The sequence below is a fragment of the Streptomyces sp. NPDC092369 genome, from assembly GCF_044755245.1.
GTDB lineage: Bacteria > Actinomycetota > Actinomycetes > Streptomycetales > Streptomycetaceae > Streptomyces.
Genome location: NZ_JBIVQP010000005.1, coordinates 459,687 through 476,749 on the forward strand (window position 1 = coordinate 459,687; position 17,063 = coordinate 476,749).

The 17,063-nt window shown below is 72.6% G+C and carries 15 protein-coding genes; 7 read left to right on the forward strand and 8 right to left on the reverse strand.

Features of this window, described 5'->3' with window-relative positions; genetic code table 11:
* Positions 1-7: 7 nt before the first annotated feature.
* The 6 genes from ACIQI8_RS30395 to ACIQI8_RS30420 all read left to right on the forward strand — a co-directional run bounded on the left by ACIQI8_RS30395 (position 8) and on the right by ACIQI8_RS30420 (position 5,480).
* On the forward strand, positions 8-1,120 hold the full coding sequence (locus tag ACIQI8_RS30395) for an ABC transporter permease (RefSeq protein WP_402357089.1): 1,113 nt from the start codon (positions 8-10) through the stop codon (positions 1,118-1,120).
* Entirely contained in the window at positions 1,117-1,983 is an 867-nt protein-coding gene (locus ACIQI8_RS30400; RefSeq protein WP_402357092.1) for an ABC transporter permease, read from the forward strand. Before ACIQI8_RS30395 ends, ACIQI8_RS30400 begins: the two co-directional genes overlap by 4 nt.
* Entirely contained in the window at positions 1,980-2,765 is a 786-nt protein-coding gene (locus tag ACIQI8_RS30405; RefSeq protein ID WP_402357094.1) for an ABC transporter ATP-binding protein, read from the forward strand. Before ACIQI8_RS30400 ends, ACIQI8_RS30405 begins: the two co-directional genes overlap by 4 nt.
* On the forward strand, positions 2,762-3,739 hold the full coding sequence (locus ACIQI8_RS30410) for an oligopeptide/dipeptide ABC transporter ATP-binding protein (RefSeq protein ID WP_402357097.1): 978 nt from the start codon (positions 2,762-2,764) through the stop codon (positions 3,737-3,739). The genes ACIQI8_RS30405 and ACIQI8_RS30410 overlap by 4 nt, the downstream gene beginning before the upstream one ends.
* Before the next feature lie 62 nt (positions 3,740-3,801).
* The gene (locus ACIQI8_RS30415) at positions 3,802-4,929 is read left to right on the forward strand and encodes a M24 family metallopeptidase (protein WP_402357099.1); all 1,128 of its coding nucleotides are present in this window, start codon (positions 3,802-3,804) and stop codon (positions 4,927-4,929) included.
* Between the two features lie 56 nt (positions 4,930-4,985).
* Entirely contained in the window at positions 4,986-5,480 is a 495-nt protein-coding gene (locus ACIQI8_RS30420; protein ID WP_402357101.1) for a DUF4440 domain-containing protein, read from the forward strand.
* A 5-nt stretch (positions 5,481-5,485) separates the two neighbouring features.
* On the opposite strand, the gene ACIQI8_RS30425 is transcribed toward ACIQI8_RS30420, so the two are convergent.
* Positions 5,486-6,643, reverse strand: coding sequence for a serine hydrolase domain-containing protein (locus ACIQI8_RS30425; RefSeq protein WP_402357104.1), 1,158 nt, complete (start codon positions 6,641-6,643; stop codon positions 5,486-5,488).
* A 303-nt stretch (positions 6,644-6,946) separates the two neighbouring features.
* Here ACIQI8_RS30425 and ACIQI8_RS30430 point away from each other — a divergent pair, with 303 nt between their 5' ends.
* A complete protein-coding gene (locus tag ACIQI8_RS30430; protein WP_402357107.1) occupies positions 6,947-8,170 on the forward strand; it encodes a serine hydrolase domain-containing protein in 1,224 nt (407 codons plus the stop codon).
* 13 nt (positions 8,171-8,183) lie between these two features.
* On the opposite strand, the gene ACIQI8_RS30435 is transcribed toward ACIQI8_RS30430, so the two are convergent.
* From ACIQI8_RS30435 to ACIQI8_RS30465, 7 genes are all read right to left on the reverse strand, one after another.
* A complete protein-coding gene (locus ACIQI8_RS30435) occupies positions 8,184-8,759 on the reverse strand; it encodes a hypothetical protein (RefSeq protein WP_402357955.1) in 576 nt (191 codons plus the stop codon).
* 86 nt (positions 8,760-8,845) lie between these two features.
* Positions 8,846-10,246 carry a hypothetical protein gene (locus tag ACIQI8_RS30440; RefSeq protein WP_402357110.1) on the reverse strand — a complete coding sequence of 467 codons (1,401 nt, stop codon included), beginning with the start codon at positions 10,244-10,246 and terminating at the stop codon, positions 8,846-8,848.
* Positions 10,243-11,052 (reverse strand): ABC transporter ATP-binding protein, encoded by an 810-nt coding sequence (locus tag ACIQI8_RS30445; protein WP_402357113.1) that lies wholly within the window; start codon positions 11,050-11,052, stop codon positions 10,243-10,245. Before ACIQI8_RS30445 ends, ACIQI8_RS30440 begins: the two co-directional genes overlap by 4 nt.
* A 44-nt stretch (positions 11,053-11,096) precedes the next feature.
* On the reverse strand, positions 11,097-11,939 hold the full coding sequence (locus ACIQI8_RS30450; protein ID WP_402357116.1) for a zf-HC2 domain-containing protein: 843 nt from the start codon (positions 11,937-11,939) through the stop codon (positions 11,097-11,099).
* Between the two features lie 17 nt (positions 11,940-11,956).
* The gene (locus ACIQI8_RS30455; protein ID WP_402357119.1) at positions 11,957-12,517 is read right to left on the reverse strand and encodes an RNA polymerase sigma factor; all 561 of its coding nucleotides are present in this window, start codon (positions 12,515-12,517) and stop codon (positions 11,957-11,959) included.
* Positions 12,518-12,623: 106 nt separating this feature from the next.
* Entirely contained in the window at positions 12,624-13,397 is a 774-nt protein-coding gene (locus ACIQI8_RS30460; protein WP_402357122.1) for a polysaccharide deacetylase family protein, read from the reverse strand.
* 210 nt (positions 13,398-13,607) lie between these two features.
* A complete protein-coding gene (locus ACIQI8_RS30465; RefSeq protein WP_402357125.1) occupies positions 13,608-16,835 on the reverse strand; it encodes an alpha-L-rhamnosidase in 3,228 nt (1,075 codons plus the stop codon).
* Positions 16,836-17,063: the final 228 nt, after the last annotated feature.

The following is a 17,063-nucleotide window of genomic DNA, read 5'->3' on the forward strand; positions in this document are numbered from 1 at the left end:
GAAAGGAGTGGACGGCGAGGGCGCGGGCGGCGAGGGCGCGGGCGGCGAGGGTGCGGGCGGCGACCACCCCCTCCCCGGCCGCCGTCGACTCCTCGCCCGCCACCCCCTCGCCCGTTTCCTGCTCCGCCGTACCGCCACCGCCGTCCTGCTCGCCCTCGGCGTGACCCTGGTGACGTTCGTCCTCACCAACCTCGTCCCGGGTGATCCGGCGGCGGCGAACCTCGGCCAGCGGGCGATCGGCGACCCGGCGATCGTCGCCCAGTGGCGGCACGCGAACGGCCTCGACAAGCCGCTGCCCGTCCAGTACGTCACCTACCTCGGTAACCTGCTCCAGGGTGACCTCGGTGAGTCCCAGCAGAGTCACCAGCCGGTCAGCACCGACCTGTCGACGGCCGTCCCCGCCACCCTCGAACTCGCCGGGGCCGCGATCGTGGTCTCGCTGATCGTGGGCGTGGCGTTCGGGGTCGTCGCGGCGCTGCGCCGGGACCGCTTCACCGACCAACTCCTGCGCGTGATCAGCCTGTTGGGAGTCTCGGTGCCGACCTTCTGGCTGGCGCTGCTCGCCTTCTACGTCTTCTTCTACCGGCTCGGCTGGGCCCCGGGCAGCGGCCGCCTCGACCCCGGCATGACCGCGCCCCCGCACGTCACCGGCCTGTACACGATCGACGCCGTACTCGCCGGACAGTGGCCGGTGTTCTGGAGCGCGGTGGGCCATCTCGCCCTGCCCGCACTGGTGTTGACCGCGTACACCGTCGGCCTGCTCACCCGCTTCACCCGCTCCGCCGTCCTGGAGGTGCTCCACCAGGACTACGTGCGCGCGGCCCGCGCCAAGGGCCTGCCCGGCCGCACGGTCCTCTTCCAGTACGTGTTCCGGGCAGCGCTCGTGCCGGTCATCACGGTCGCCGGACTGGCCTTCGGGGCGCTGCTGTCGGGCACGGTCCTGGTCGAGTCGATCTTCGCCTGGCCGGGCCTCGGCGCGTACGCCTACCGCAGCGCGACCACCCTCGACCTGCCCGCCGTCATGGGCGTGGGCCTGGTGGTCGGCCTGGTGTACCTGACCGTCAACCTCGCCGTGGACGTGCTGTACGGCGTGATCGACCCGAGGGTGAGGGTGCAGTGAGGCTCAACCTGCTGAAACGGCTGCCGTCCGCCTGGCGCCGGCCGCTCGCCGTCACCGGTGGCCTGGTCGCCGTGTTCTGGCTGGTCATCGTGGTCGCCGCCCCGCTGCTCGCCCCGCACGACCCCCTCGCGCAGAACCTGCCCCGGCTAACGTCCCCCGGCGCCGGACACTGGTTCGGCACGGACGAGTTGGGCCGGGACGTGCTGAGCCGCGTGCTGTACGGCGCCCGGGTCTCCATCCCGCTCGCCCTGCTCCTGGTGGCCATGTCGCTGCTGGTCGGCGGAGTGCTCGGGGCCTGCGCCGGGTTCTTCGGACGCTGGGTGGACGAGACCGTGATGCGGATCGCGGACCTGGTGTTCGCCTTCCCCACCGTCATCCTCGCGATGGTGGTCGCCGCCGCGCTCGGCGCCAGCCTGCAGAACGCGGTGCTGGCCGTCCTGGTCGTGTCCTGGCCGTCGTACGCACGCGTCACCCGCGGCCTGGTCATGGGCCTCAGGAACCGTGAATTCGTGCTCAGCGGACGGCTGTTGGGCTTTTCCGCCTGGAGGTCCCTGCGCGTCGACATCCTCCCCAACGTGCTCGGCCCGCTGCTCGTCCTGGCCACCCTCGACATCGGCACGGCGACGCTCCTGCTGTCCGGGCTGTCCTTCCTCGGGCTCGGTGCCAAGCCGCCGACCGCCGAGTGGGGCGCGATGGTGGCGGACGGCACCCAGCAGTTCGACAAGTGGTGGATCGGGGTCTTCCCGGGCCTGGCCATCCTCACCGTCGTCCTCGCCTTCAACTTCCTCGGCGACACGCTGCGGGACGCCCTCGACCCCGGCACCGCCCGCACGATCGGCGCGGAGAAGGAGCGGGCCGCATGACCGGCGGCAACGTGCTGGAGATCAGCGGACTCACCCTCGACCTGGGCGGCCGGCGCATCCTCGGCGGCGTCGACCTCGCGCTGCGGCCCGGGCGGGTGCACGGGCTCGCGGGGGAGAGCGGCTCGGGCAAGACCATGACCGGGCTCGCCGCGCTCGGCCTGCTGCCGCCCGGCGCGCGCACCGGCGGCCGGATCGAGCTGGAGGGCACCGACCTGCTCACCCTCCCGCCCCGCCGACTCGCCGCGCTGCGCGGACGATCGGTGAGCATGGTGTTCCAGGACCCGTCCACCAGCCTGCACCCCATGCTCAGCGTCGGACACCAGCTCACCGACCACCTGCGCCACCACCTGAAGCTGGACCGCAAGGCCGCGAAGGAGCGGGGCGCCGAGCTGCTGACACAGGTCCGCATCCCGAACCCCCGTGCGGCGCTGGGGCGTTACCCGCACCAGTTCTCCGGCGGCATGCGCCAGCGCATCGCGATCGCCATCGCGCTGGCCTGCGAGCCGAAGGTGCTGATCGCCGACGAACCGACCACCGCCCTCGACGTGACCGTGCAGGCCGGTGTGCTGCGGCTGCTGCGCGGCCTCTGCGACGACCTGGGCCTCGCCGTCCTGCTGGTCACCCACGACCTGGGCGTGATGTCCGCGATCGCCGACGAGGTGAGCGTGATGCGCCACGGCCTGGTCGTGGAGACGGGTGCGCGCGGCCAGGTCCTCACCGAGCCGCGGCACGAGTACACCCGCCAGCTTTTGGACGCGCTCCCCGGAAGGAGCACCGTATGACGACCCCTGCGGCCCCCCGCCCGACGATCCTCCACCCGACGGCTCCCCTGCTCTCGGTGGACGACCTCGTCGTGCAGTACCACCGGCCGGGCGCACCGCCCACCCGAGCCGTCGCCGGGGTCAGCCTCCAGGTGCGGGCCGGTGAAGTCGTGGGCCTGGTCGGCGAGTCGGGCTGCGGGAAGTCGACGCTGGCCCGCGCGGTGTGCGGGCTCGTCCCGCCGGCGGAGGGACGGATCGTCTACGACGGCACGCCGGTACGTCCGTTGCGGGTGCGCCGGCGCGAACCGGCCCTGACCGGCATCCAGATGGTCTTCCAGGACCCGTACGGCTCCCTCAACCCCCGGCGCCGGGTGGGCGCGCAGATCTCCGACGGCATCCGGACCGTGGCCGGCCGGGGTGAGGCGGCCGAAGGGGCCACTCCGGAGGACCTGTTGGAGCGGGTGGGGCTGTCGGCGGACGCGGCCGGGCGCTACCCGCAGGAGTTCTCCGGCGGTCAGCGCCAGCGCATCGCCATCGCCCGCGCGCTCGCCGCCCGCCCCCGGCTGCTCGTCGGGGACGAACCGATCTCCGCGCTTGACGCCTCCGCGCAGCTCCAAGTGGCCACGCTGATGCGGTCGTTGGCCGTCGAGTCGGGCGCCGGGCTGCTGTTCATCAGCCACGACCTGTCCGTCGTACGGCTGATCGCCGACCGGATCGCGGTGATGTACCTCGGGCGGATCGTGGAGACCGGCCCCACCGCCGAGGTCTGGGCCGAACCACGCCACCCCTACACCCAGGCCCTGTTGGCCGCCGTACCGAAGCCGGACGGGGCGGGCGTGCTGCCCGCCGAACTCCCCGGCGACGTACCCGACCCGGCCGATCCGCCCACCGGCTGCCGCTTCCATCCCCGCTGCCCCCAGGCCTTCGACGGCTGCGACCGGGAGGAACCGCAGCTGATCGCCGGGGGCGTGGCGTGCCGGCTGTACGCGGCCTGATCCGGTCGGGGCCGAAGGGCCCGGCCTCACCGACGCCCCTCACGATCCCTCACGGAGAACCGATGCCCGACGACGGACAGCTCGCGAACCTGTACCCGGCCGACCGTCTCCACAGCGCCCGGGAGGCCACGGCCCGGGCCGGTCTGGACGCCCTGCTGATCTCGCCCGGCGCCGACCTGCGCTATCTGACCGGCTACGACGCGCTGCCGCTGGAGCGGCTGACCTGCCTGGTCCTGCCCGCCGACGGCGATCCCTTCCTCCTCGTCCCGGCCCTGGAGGAACCCGCCGCGCAGGCGTCCCCGGCCGGGGACCTGGGCATCGAGATCACCGGCTGGCAGGAGACCGAGGACCCCTATGCCCTCGTCGCGGCCCGGCTGCCCGCCCGCACGGCCCGTATCGGCGTCGACAACCACATGTGGGCGGAGAAGACCCTCGCCTTCCGTGCCGTACTGCCGGGCGCCGGACAGGAGTTGGCCGGCGGAGTGCTCAACGGGCTGCGGATGCGCAAGACCCCGCAGGAGGCGGCCGCCCTGGGCCGGGCCGGAGCCGCCATCGACCGGGTGCACGCCCGCATGGGCGAGTGGCTGCGCGCCGGACGGACCGAACGCGAGGTCGGCCGGGACATCGCGGACGCGATGCTCGACGAGGGGCACGTCCGGGTCGACTTCGTCATCGTCGGCTCCGGGCCCAACAGCGCCAGCCCGCACCACGAACTCTCCGACCGCGTGATCGGGCCCGGCGACCCCGTGGTGGTCGACATCGGCGGCACGACCCGGGACGGCTACTGCTCCGACTCCACCCGGGTGTACGCGGTGGGCGAGCCGCCCGCCGAGTTCCGCCGGCTCCACGAGGTACTGCTGCGCGCCCAACGCGCCCAGACCGACGCCGTACGCCCCGGCATCACCGCCGGTCAACTCGACGCCGTGGGGCGGGACATCATCACCGACGCCGGACACGGCCCGCACTTCATCCACCGCACCGGACACGGCATCGGTCTCGACACCCACGAGGAGCCCTACATCGTGACCGGCAACCCGCTCCCGCTGGCACCCGGCATGGCCTTCTCCGTCGAACCCGGCATCTATCTGCCCGGCCGGTACGGCGCGCGGATCGAGGACATCGTGATCTGCACGCGGGACGGCGGCGAGCGCCTCAACCGCACACCCCGGGACCTGGTCGTCCTGGCCTGATCCGAGCCGCCCCCGAGTCCCCTCGCTCACCGCACGCACCCACGCAAGGACCCGCCATGCCCGCTTCCGCGTCCCGTCCCGCCACCCCCGCACCCGGCGGCGGCGCCCGCCCGGGTGGCGCGCCCGCCGACCTGGCCGAGGTGTGGGCGGTGATCACGGGCATGTACGAGGGCTACACCGCGGGCGACCGCGAGCGCATCGACGCCTTTCTCGACCCCGAAGCCACGGTCTGGGACTCGGCGACTCCCGAACTCCTCTGCGGAAAGGGCGAGTTGGACCGCGTCCGGGACGGCCGCCCCACGGCCGACGGAGAGCCCGCCGAGACCGGCCTCACGGCGTACGGCCAAGTCGTCGACGTCTTCGGCGACTTGGCCGTGGCCCGCTACTGGCTGCGGGTCCACTACCGCGCGGCCCCACCGGACCTGGCCCGCAACACCGCGATACTGCGCCGGGCCGACCCCGGCGGGCGGTGGCTCGTGGTCCACCTGCACGAGGACATCCAGCCGCAGCCGGACATCCAGTCGCACCAGGACGTCCAGAGCGTGCCGTAGACCGGCTACTTCCTCGTGGCGCCGCACAGTTCCGTGTCGATCAGCGCGTTCTGCGCCAGCTCCGTGGACAGGTCGGGGGCGCCGTCGCCGGTCGCCTCCAGGACCACGGTGTGGCGGCCGTCGGCGGTGACCCCGTCGCGGGTGGTGTAGCCCATGAGGTCGCCGGCGTGGCTGTAGTAGACGCCGCCGCAGGTCAGCGGGATCTCCATCAGACCCAGGCCGTAGCGGGCGCCGGGCCAGACGGGGTCCAGGGACGCGGCCCGTACCGTCGTCCTCATCTCGGCCAGTTGGGCCGGGTGCAGCAACCGGCCGCCCAGGAGCGCCGAGAAGAAGCGGGTCAGGTCACCGGTCGTGCTGATCATGGCGCCGGCCGCGCCGGCGGCCGTCGGGTCGAGGTCGGTGACGTCGATGGTGGGCCCGGTGTCGCCGAGGTCGGAGTAGCCGTGCAGGTGTCGGCCGGGGATGCGGGCCGAGGTGTCGGGGGCGGAGGTGTCGCGCAGGCCCAGCGGGTGGATGATGCGCCGGGTCACCTCCTGCTGCCAGGTGTGGCCCGTGGCCTTCTGGATGATCATCCCGGCGACGATGTAGTTCGTGTTGGAGTACTCCCACCGGGTGCCGGGCGCGAAGTCCGGCGCGTGCCGCATCGCGATCCCGACGAGCTGCCGCGGGGTCCAGGTGGTGTACCGGCCGGCCCGGAAACCGTCGACGCTCGCGATCTCGGGGAAGTCGGCGGTGTAGTTGAACAGTCCGCTGGTGTGGTTCAGCAACTGCCGTGCGGTGAGGGCGTTTCCGTCGTTGCCGTTGCCGGCCACCAGCCCGGGCAGCCAGTGTTCGACGGTGTCGTCCAGCGACACCCGCCCCTCGCCGACCAGTTGCAGCATCACGGTGGAGACGAAGGCCTTGGTGGAGCTGGCGATGCGGAACCGGTCGGTGACGCGTGCCGCCCGCCCCGTGGTGGTGTCGGACACCCCGGCGGTGGCGTACCGCCGCCCCTCCGGACCCGTCGACCGGGCCACGACGGCCACGGTCCCCGTCTTCTGGATCGCGTCCACGCTCTTCTGGAGCGTGGAGCGGCGGGACTCCGTGGCGCTTACGGCGGGCGTCGCGAGGCCGAGGCCGAGGGCGGCCAGTGCGGCCACGGCGGTGAGGTGACGGATCGTCATGATGGGCTGTCTCCCGGGGAGTTGGCGGTTCGGTGCACCGGGCCTTCGGTGTGCTCACCAACCTAGGAAGAAGCCGCGCGGTGATCGATCCAGCATGCGGTCCGGTTCGTCGTACAGCCTGCTGTACCGCCGCACTCCCTGCCGCCGGCCGGATCAAACCCTGAACCCACGTAGTACGTCCGAACGCCGGTCCGATCGAGTGGACTCCAAGGGGCGCGCACGACGGGAGGGCCTCCCGGCGGACTCCGGATGGTGGCGTGGCTTCCGCAGCCCCTCGGCCCCGAACCGGAAGAAGCACTCCCCATGCGACGTACTCCGTCCCGACGCCTCTTCGCAGCCGTGCTGCTGGTGGCGTCCGCACTGACCCCGATGACGGCGGCTTCCGCCGCTGCCACCCCCACGACTACCGTCCCTCCCGTGGGTGCGGACCGGCACGGCCATGACGACTGCCCGGCGCACGGCCTCGGCCATGACCTGACCGCCCGCCTGGACAAGGCCGTCGCGGACGTCCGCCGGGAGGCCGGCATCCCCGGTGTCGCCGTCGGACTGTGGATGCCGGGCAAGGGCTGCTACGTCCGCGCGACCGGCGTCGCCGACAAGGCCACCGGCGAGCCGATGAGCACCGGCTTCTTCTCGCGGATCGGCAGCGAGACCAAGACCTTCACGGTCACCGCGCTGCTCCAGCTCGTCGACGAGGGGCGGATCCGCCTCGACGACCCGATCGGACGTTACGTCCACGGGGTGCCCAACGGCCGCCGCATCACCCTGCGCCACCTGGCCGAGATGCGCAGCGGCCTGTTCCCCTACAGCTCGGACCCCGACTTCGTGCACGACCTGCTGAGCGACCCGACCCGCACGTTCACCCCGAACGAGCTGCTCGCGTACGGCTTCAAGCACCGCAACACCTCCGCGCCGGGCAAGGTGTTCGTCTACAACAACAGCAACCTGGTCCTGCTCGGCCTGGTGATCGAGAAGGTCACCGGCCACCACATCGCCGACGTCATCGACCGGCGGGTGCTGCGCCCGGCCCACCTCGACCACACGCTGTTCCCCGACGGCCCGGACGTCCGCGAGTTCCCCGAGCCGCACGCGCGCGGCTACACCAACCAGACGCTGAGCGGTGAGGTCACGGACTCGACGGACTGGAACCCGAGTTGGGGCTGGTCGGCCGGCGCGATGATCTCGGCCATGGACGACCTGCACCGCTGGGCGAGGATCGTCGCCACCGGCACCCTGCTCAGCCCGGAGACCCAGAAGCAGCGCCTGAGGACGCTGCCGACCGGATTCCCCGGCCTCACCTACGGCCTGGGCATCTTCGACAGCGACGGCTGGATCGGGCACAACGGCTCCATCCCGGGCTACGAGTCCGTGACCGTCTATCTCCCGTCGCAGCAGGCGACGTTGGTCGTCCTGCTCAACACCGACATCACCTCCGGCGGCCAGGAGCCGTCCTCCCTGGTCGCCCGCGCGATCACCGGGATCGTCACCCCCGACCACGTCTACGACCGCCCGGCGCCGACGAGTTGACGGCTCCCGCCGCCTACCGCCTCGGTCCCGCGAGGGCGTAGGCGGTCGTGCCGCCCGCCAGGAGGAACAGGGCCGTCCAGCCGGCCGCCGGGGTGCCGGGCGGCAGCAGCAGCCAGGACGCCACCCGCGTCGGCGTACTCGTGGCGGGCGGGGCGACGAACGACAGCGCGAGCCAGGCGAAGGGTGGCGTCCACGCGTACCGGCCGCCCGCGACCGCCGCGCCCGCGGCGGCCAGACCGGTCAGGCCCGCGCTGTCCCGGACCACGAACTCGGCGGTGACCGGGGGCGCGCCCATCGTCTGCACGGTCAGCAGCACCGCGGCGGCGACCGCCCCGGCGAGCAGCACGTGCGCCGCTCTGCGCGGCACCCAGCGGATCGCGGCGGTCCGGTCCAGCGCGAGATCCTGTCCGCCGAGCCCGATCGAGGCGGCCATCGCGCCCATGGCGAGGACGAGCACGGGCAGCCGCGGATCAGCGGGCGCCCGGCCGCCGTCCGGGGCGAGCGCCCATATCACCGCCGTGCCGATCACCACGGCGGCGAGGGACGCGGGCACCTGACGCGAGCGGGCGTACAGCGTCAGCCATCTCAACGGCAGCCGTGGCGCCGGCATCCAGCTCACCGGCATCCGGCTCACCGGCATCCAGCTCACGGCCATCCAGCTCACCCGGACCCGCCTCACCGGGCCGCGCCGCCGGACAGCACCTCGAACGGGTCGCCCTCGCAGGAGAGCGCGGTGTCGCGCATCGCGTTGATCCGCGCGAGCTGCTCGGACCACGGCAGTGCCTTGAGCTTCTTCCACACCGGGCGCGTCTCGGTCTCGACCTCGCGGCGCAGGGTCGCCGACGTGCCGGGCAGCGGCTTCAGCTCCCCGAGCACCCAGCCCACCGCGACGGTCTGCGCGTAGTCGTCGCTCCCGAAGCCGGACCAGCCGACCGGGGTGCACCCCGGGGCAAGCCCTTCGGCGAGCAGCGCCGAGGTCAGCTCCTCGCCCCTCGCACCGGCGACGAGGGCGTCGTCGAAGCCGAAGAGCACGGTCGTACGGGACCACCGTGGCGTCGAGCCGAACGGTTGTACGGCGGTGTTCTCGCGGACCGCGACCGGCGCCCGGTCGCCCAGCGCGCCGTGCAGCAGGCGCAGCGCCTCCTTGCCGGGAGCAGCGAGGGCGGCGAGCCGGTCCTGGTGCGCCCTGGCCACGCACACCGGGCCGTCGCACACCGACTGGGCGGCGGTCCTGTCGACGACGTACATCCGGCGCGGGTCGGAGGGCAGGACGAGCAGGGCGAGCACCGCGCCCGCGACGACGGGCGTCAGCGCCAGCAGCCGGGTGCGCGGGGTCGCGGCGACCAGCAGCGCGAAGCCGGTCAGGGCCATGCCGAGGAGCCAGATCGTCTGCCCGACGTGCACGGGGGTGGAGACCGTGACGAGGACGTTGTGGACCTCTTCCACCTCCGGTGAGAGGAGGGAGACGCGCTCGGGCCGCGTGGTGTCGAACCCCGTCGCCGGGTCGGTCGTCGTGGTCCGGCCCAGGGACATGTGCATGAGGGCGGTGAACACGAAGGCGCCGATGGCCAGCAGGGGCGGGGTGAGCGCCGAGGGCAGGGCGCGTCCGGCGCCCATGCCCAGCAGGGCTCCCGCGACGAGGAAGAGCGCGCCGATCAGGGAGATCGGCAGCCAGCCGAGATGCACGTAGTCGGTGTGGGCCGGTACTTGGACGCCTCCCACGAGGACGAGGAGGGCGAAGGCCGAGGTCAGGGTGATCGCCGTGGCGCCCGCCGGCACGGCCGCGCGGTGCCGGGCGGGGCGCGGTGTGCTGGTCAGCAGCTCGATCATCTTCGAGCGGTGGTCACGCAGACCCTGGAGGGCGCCGATTCCCACGGCGAGGGGCCACAGGTAGAACAGCAGGCTGCGGGTCCACAGGGCCAGGGACGTCCACTGGGCCGTCCATGCGGTGGTGCCGTTCCACCACGAGGCGTTGCTCAGCAGGTACAGGAACGCGAGCGCGCTCGTCAGGACCACGGCCCCGGCCCACGGGGCGACGGAGCGTCTCAACTCGGTGCGCAGAACACGGGCGTTCACCAAGAGCCCCTCTCCTGCTCGGGGTTCTGCAGCAGCGCCGAGTAGCCGCGCTCCAGCGGGCTGTCGCCCACGTGCTCGGGACCGCCCGCGGCGGCCAGTTCGTCGGGGGTGCCCTGGAAGACCAGCCGGCCCTCGGCGAAGAGCACCACGTCGGTGCAGGCGGCGGCGACGTCCTCGACGAGGTGGGTCGAGACGACCACACAGGTGTCGGCGCCCAGCTCCTGCAACAGCTCGCGGAAGCGCAGCCGTTGCGCCGGGTCCAGGCCGGCCGTCGGCTCGTCGAGGAGCAGGATCGCCGGGTCGTTGACGATGGCCTGGGCGATGCCGACCCTGCGCACCATGCCGCCGGACAGCGCCTTCATCCGCTCGTCGGCGCGGTCGGCAAGACCCACCCGCTCGACGGCACGCTGCACCGCCCCGGGGATGTCCGCCTTGGGCACCTCCTTCAGCCAGGCCATGTACTCCACGAACTCGCGCACGGTGAACCGCTTGTAGTAGCCGAACTCCTGTGGCAGATAACCGATCCGCCGGCGCACCGCCCGGTGCTCACCCAGGCCGGCGACGGACTCGCCGAGCAGTTCCAGGGTGCCCTCGGCCGGGCGCAGCACGGTGGCCAACGCCCTGATGAGGGTGGTCTTGCCGGCCCCGTTGGGCCCGAGGACACCGTGCACGCCGGTGCCGAGCGACAGGTCGAGCCCGTCGACGGCCATCCGTTTGCGGCCGACCCTGACCTTCAGCCCGGCGGCCTGGATCTGCCAGGCGTAGGGCGTCGGCGCGAGGTCGGCCCCGCTCATCGCGGGCATCATGGGGTGGTCCTTTCGGAGGGGTTCTCTGATGGCTTTTCCGCCGGTCACCGATGCGCCCCCAGCACGGAGTACGCGCCCCTGCGGGCGATCACGACACCCACGCCGAGCGTGAGGACCAGCCCCCACACCGGCAGTCCGCCCGTCTGCAGGGCGAAGGTCGCGCGGCTCGCGGACACGGTCGGTGTCACGACGACGGCGGCCCATACGACCACCACCGCCACGGCGGCACGGGTCACCCCGACGACACCGCCGAGCGCCAGGGTCGTCGAGGTGAAGGCCAGACAGGGCAGCAGCCACTGCGCGGCCGTCACGCCCGGCACCCCCGTCGCCCAGCCGGCCACCAGCAGCGCGGGCACGACCACGGCGAGCACGGACGCCGTGCGCCGCAGCACCAGATGGAGCCCGGCCCTGGGCACGGACGCCGTCAACTCATAGGCGGGATCGAGTCCTTGGGACCACGAGGCCGCGACCCCGAGCACCGGCAGGACGGGGGCGAGCAGCAGCACCAGCGATACATCGCGGGGTCCGGAACCGAGTCCGAAACCGCCGCCGGCCAGGTCGAGCAGGAGCGCGAGCAGGGTGACGCCCACGACCATGACCAGCCACGGCACCATCGTGGGCGTCAGCCAACTCGACAGCCGTACCGACCGGTGCCGGCGGCGCGGCACGGGGGTGGTGGCGAGCCGGGGTTCGAGGCCGGACCAGACGGTGCCGACGAGCGCGGCCACGGCGGGCGCGTGTGCGGTGACGGCCGCCGAGAGCCGGTCCCGGCAGACCCGGCACCCTTCCAAGTGGGCTTCCACGGCCCATACTTCGTCGGCGGCGAGGTCGGTGCCGCCGCGCGCGTAACCGTCGATGATCCGCGCCGACGCGTGTTCCACGTCCATGCCAGTGCCCTCCGCCCTCATGTCAGCGCCCTCCGCATCGCGATCCGGGCCCGGCGCGCACGGGTCTTGACCGTGCCTTCGGGCAGCCCGAGCAGGACGGAGGTCTCCCGGACGGTGAGCCCGTCGAGGACCATGGCCTGCAGTACCTGCCTCAGTTCCGGCGCGAGGCGGCGCAGCGCGTCACCGACGTCCCCGCCGACGGTCGCCGCGAGCGCTTCCTCCTCGGCGGGGGGTGCCGCGTCGGCGGGAGCGGCGGCCGGTGGCGGCTCGGCGTGGTGGGCCCGGCGCCGGAAGGCGTCGACGAGGCGGCGGGCCGCGATCGTCCACAGCCAGCCGACGGCCGTCCCGCCCACCGACGCCCCCGCGAACGCGCCGGCCGCGCGCCACACCGCCAGATACGTCTCCTGCATCACCTCGGCGACGATCTGCTCGTCGCCGCAGCGCCGGCGCAGGCGCACCGCCATCCACGGCGCGGTACGCCGGTACAGCTCCTCGAACGCGGCACGGTCACCCCTGGCCACGAGCCGGACGAGGTGTTCCTCGTCCAGCTCGCCGGGTGCCTTCCTGACTGTTCTCACACCGGCTAGACGCGGAGCGCGGACCGAGGGTTTTCGCTACGAAGTGAGCCCCGTCACACAGTTGGCGTGGACGGGGCTCGGGGCGGGGCCGGGGCGGGGCCGGGTCTCAGCGCACCGGGAAGCCGAACTCGTATCCCTGCTCCTTGAGTTGGGGAAGGATCCGGCGCAGGGCCTCGACGGTCTGGGAGCGGTCACCGCCGGCGTCGTGGAAGAGAAGGGTCGGCCCATTGGGCAGCTCCCGCTGCACGGTGGCGACGATGGCGTCGGTGCCCGGCTGCTCGAAGTCCTTGGTGTCCACGTTCCAGCCCAGCGGGCGCATGCCGTGGGAGGCGGCGAGTTGGCGGCTGTAGGGGGTGAAGGCCCCGCCGGGCGCCCGGTAGTACATCGGCCGTACGCCCCCGGACGCCTCGGTGATCATGCGTGCGGCGTCGAGGATCTGCTGCGACTGGTAGGCCTGTGACTTCTTGTCCATGGTGGTGTCGTGCGACACCGAGTGGTCGCACAGCCGGTGCCCGGCGGCGACGACCTGCTTCACGAGGTCCGGGTGGGCCTGCGCCTGGGTCCCCACCATGCAGAACGTGGCCTTCACCCCGAACTCCTTGAGCACGTCCAGCACTTGGGGGGTCCACTCGGGGTCGGGGCCGTCGTCGACGGTGATGTTGACGCCGCGCGCCCCCTTGTCCGAGGCGTGCGCGATGGTCAGGGCGACGCGCTCGGCCCTGCCGCCCGCCGCGGCGGGCGCGGCCGACGCGGGGGCCTTCGGCGACGAGGCGCCGGCCTGCGCGGTCCAGGTCGAGGCGCCGGCGGCGAGCAGCGCCACCCCGAGCGCCGCGCCGAACACCTTGCCATACCACCCGTGCCCGCTGCCGTGCCGCGCCATGTCCGCCCCGCTTCCCGCAGTTCCTCGCCGATTCCCTGGTCACCCAACGACCAACTGGCAGGACGAGAAGCGGCGGCGACGGGATGCGTCCGTTACCGATCAAGGACAGTTCCGGGGCGGTCCGTGTACAACCGGGCCGTTCGGAGCACATGGACCGGCCGGGGGCGGACACACACATGTGCGGTGCCCGCCCGCGGATCCGGACGGCCGTCAGGCGGTGAAGCGGTGGGTGCCGGAGCCCACCCGGTAGACCGCGCAGCCCTCCTCCTGCCGCAGGAACGTCCCGTGCGTGTGTCCGACCGCCGCCGGTCCTGACGCGGGCACCCACACCTCCGCGGTCGTGTTGGGCGGCACCACGCAGGTCAGGGTGAAGCGGCCCGCCTTCAGACGCCACTGCGTGGAGACCGGTCCGTGGACCGAGGTGAACTCGGCGCGGGCGGAGGTGACGTCCTTGCCCGGGCGGGGGCGGACGACGATCTCGCGGTAGCCGGGGCCGCCCGCCGAGATGCCGGCGATGTTCGTGTACATCCATTCCCCCACCGAGCCGTAGGCGTAGTGGTTGAAGGAGTTCATGCCCGCGTCCTGGAAACTGCCGTCGGGCCGGATGGAGTCCCAGCGTTCCCACATCGTCGTGGAGCCCCGGTCGATCGGGTAGCCCCAGCTGGGGAAGGTGCGTTGCAGCAGGAGGCGGTAGGCGACGTCGGTGTGACCCGTGTCGGTCAGGACGGGCAGCAGCCGGGGCGTGCCGAGGAAACCGGTCGACAGATGCCAGTCCTTGGCCTCGATCAGCGCCACCAGCCGGTCCGCCGCGGACGTGCGCAGCGCGTCCGGCAGCAAATCCATCGACAGCGCCAGGACGTACGCGGTCTGCGTATCGCCCTTGATACGTCCGTCGGAGGCGACGTAGGCCTTCTGGAAGGCCGTCCGGATCCGCCCGAAGAGATCGCGGTACAGGTCGGCGTCCGCGTCCTCGCCGAGTTCCCCGGCCATCCGGGCGGCGAGGTCGGCGCTGTGCGCGAAGTACGCGGTGGCGACGACGTCCTTGGGCGTCTCGTCCTCGATGTTCAGCCAGTCGCCGTATCCCTGCGCCGGGCGCAGCAGGTGATCGCTGTTGCGCTCCAGGTACGTCAGCCAGGTCTTGACCGACGGCCAGGCGTCCCGCAGCACCTGCCGGTCGCCGTACGCCCAGTAGAGGGCCCAGGGGACCGTGACCCCCGCGTCGCCCCAGCCCGCGGTGCCGTTGCCGAGCGAGCCGACCGCCGGTGCCACGTCCGTGAACGCGCCCTCCGCGGTCCGTGAATCCCGGAGATCGACAAGCCACTTGGACAGGAAACGGGCCGACTCCATCGTGTACGCGGCCGTGGGCGCGAAGACGTTGATGTCCCCCGTCCAGCCGAGCCGCTCGTCACGCGCGGGCGTGTCGGTGGGCACGGAGAGGAAGTTGCCGCGCTGCCCCCAAGTGATGTTGTGGTGCAGCTGGTTGAGCATCGGGACGTCGGTCTCGAAGTCGAGTGTGAAGGGGGCGGACGTATGCATGACCCGCCCGGTGACGGCCTTCGCGGTCGGCGTGCCCGGGAAACCGGTCACCTCGACGTAGCGGAACCCGTGGAAGGTGAAGCGCGGCTGGTAGACCTCCTCCTTCCCGCCGCCCTTGAGGGTGTACGTGTCGGTGGCCGCCGCGGTCCGCAGGTTCGCGGTGTAGATCGTGCCGTCGGGGTTGAGCACCTCGGCGTGTCTGAGCCGGACGGTCGAGCCCGCGGGCCCGGACACCCGCAGCCGCACCGAGCCGACCATGTTCTGGCCGAGGTCGAACACGTGGACGCCGGGCCTGGGTTGGGTGATCGCCTTCGGCGTCAGCTCCCGCTCGACGCGCACCGGGCCGTCCACCTGCGCGACGATCAGGCCGGGCCCGAAGTCGCCGACGCCGCCCCTGCCCCGGACAGCGAGCCAGTCCGTGTCGTCGAAACCGGGCGCGGTCCAGCCGGGAGTCTCCTTGCGGGCGTCGTACGTCTCGCCGTTGAGCAGGTCGGCGGCGACGATCGGCCCGGCGGCGGCCCGCCAGTCGGCACCGGACGTGATGCGCTCGCGCGTCCCGTCCGCGTACTCCACCTCCAACTGCGCGAGCAGCGCCGGGACCTGACCGTACTGACCGGGCCCGAACATGCCCACGTTGCCCGCGTACCAGCCGGGTGCCAGGTACGCCCCGATCGCGTTGGCCCCGGGCCGCAGCAACTCGGTGACGTCGTACGTCTGGTACTGCACGCGCGTGCGGTAGTCCGTCCAGCCGGGGGCGAGTTCGTCGCGGCCCACCCGGCTGCCGTTGAGGTGGGCCTCGTACAGGCCGAGCGCCGTGGCGTACAGGCGCGCGCGTGCCACCTTCCGGCGCGGCAGCCGGAATTCGTGCCGCAGCCGGGTCACGGCGTACGACACCGGGACGACCCTTCCCCACGGCCCACCACCCCACGCGGCGGCGACTCTCGCCGCCGACCAGCTCGCGTCGTCGAACCCCAACTCCCGCCATTCCACCGGGGGTTCCTGATCCACGGACTTCCAGGAACCGTCGGTGAACACCTTCTGCTCACCGCTCGCGGTGCGGACCACCAGGACGGCGACGAGTCCCGCCGGGCCTTCCGTCGCGTTGGTCGCGGCCACGGCGATAACGTTGTCGCCCGCCCGCACCCGGTCCAGTACGTCGATCACGGCCGGGCGTTTCCAGTCCTCGTTGTCCGTGTCGAGGTCGGTGTGGGCCACCTCGACCCCGTTGAGGGAGACGGCGTACACGTTGTCGGCGGTGATGGCGAGCGTGGCCGACGTGATCCCGTCCGGGAGTCGGACGGTCCGCCGGAACCAGCGGGTGGCCGCCGGCACGCTGCTGGTCGGGTCGCCCTCGGGGAACCAGATCCACGAACCGCCCTCGAAGGATGGCGCGTCGACGAGGCCGGCCGGCGCGGAGATCCACTCCGCGGTCCACTCCTCGCCCGCCATGAGGCCGGTCTCCCACCACGAGGGCGCGCTCCAGCCGGAGACCCGGCCGTCGCCGTCCCAGACGCGAACCGACCAGTGGTAGCGCGTGCGTGGCGCGAGCGCGGGACCTCCGTAGGACACGAGGACGGACTCGCCGGACATGACCTTCCCGCTGTCCCAGACGTCCGGCCGGGACAGGCGCGACTCGGTCGTGGCGACGCGGACCTGATAGGCGCTCTGCCGCACGTCCACCCCGTCGGACACCAACGGCCAGCTCAGCCTGGGCCGTTGAGCGTCGATGCCCAGCGGGTGCCGGACGTACTCCACGGTCGGCGCGACGACGCGCGGCCCGCCCGCCCGGGTCTGGGCCTGAACGCGCCCGGATCCCGACGCGGCCGCCGCCGGTACGCCGTCGGCGGTCACCGCCGCGACGGTGGCGACGGCTCCCGCGAGAATGCTCCTCCTGCTGATCACTACGACTCCTCACTCGCACGCACTGCTGGGATGGATGAATCGGACCTGCATTTGAATCGATTCATTTGTGAGAGGCGTGGGTAACGTAGAGCCGTGTGAGGTCGGGGTCAATCGCTGTGCACGTGTTTTTCTGATGGGATCGAATGTATTGAACGGTTTCAATCCGCAGGGGAGTTGGAGTGAGCCGACCGCCCCGCGACGCGGGACGTGCGCCGCGGGGCGGGGAGG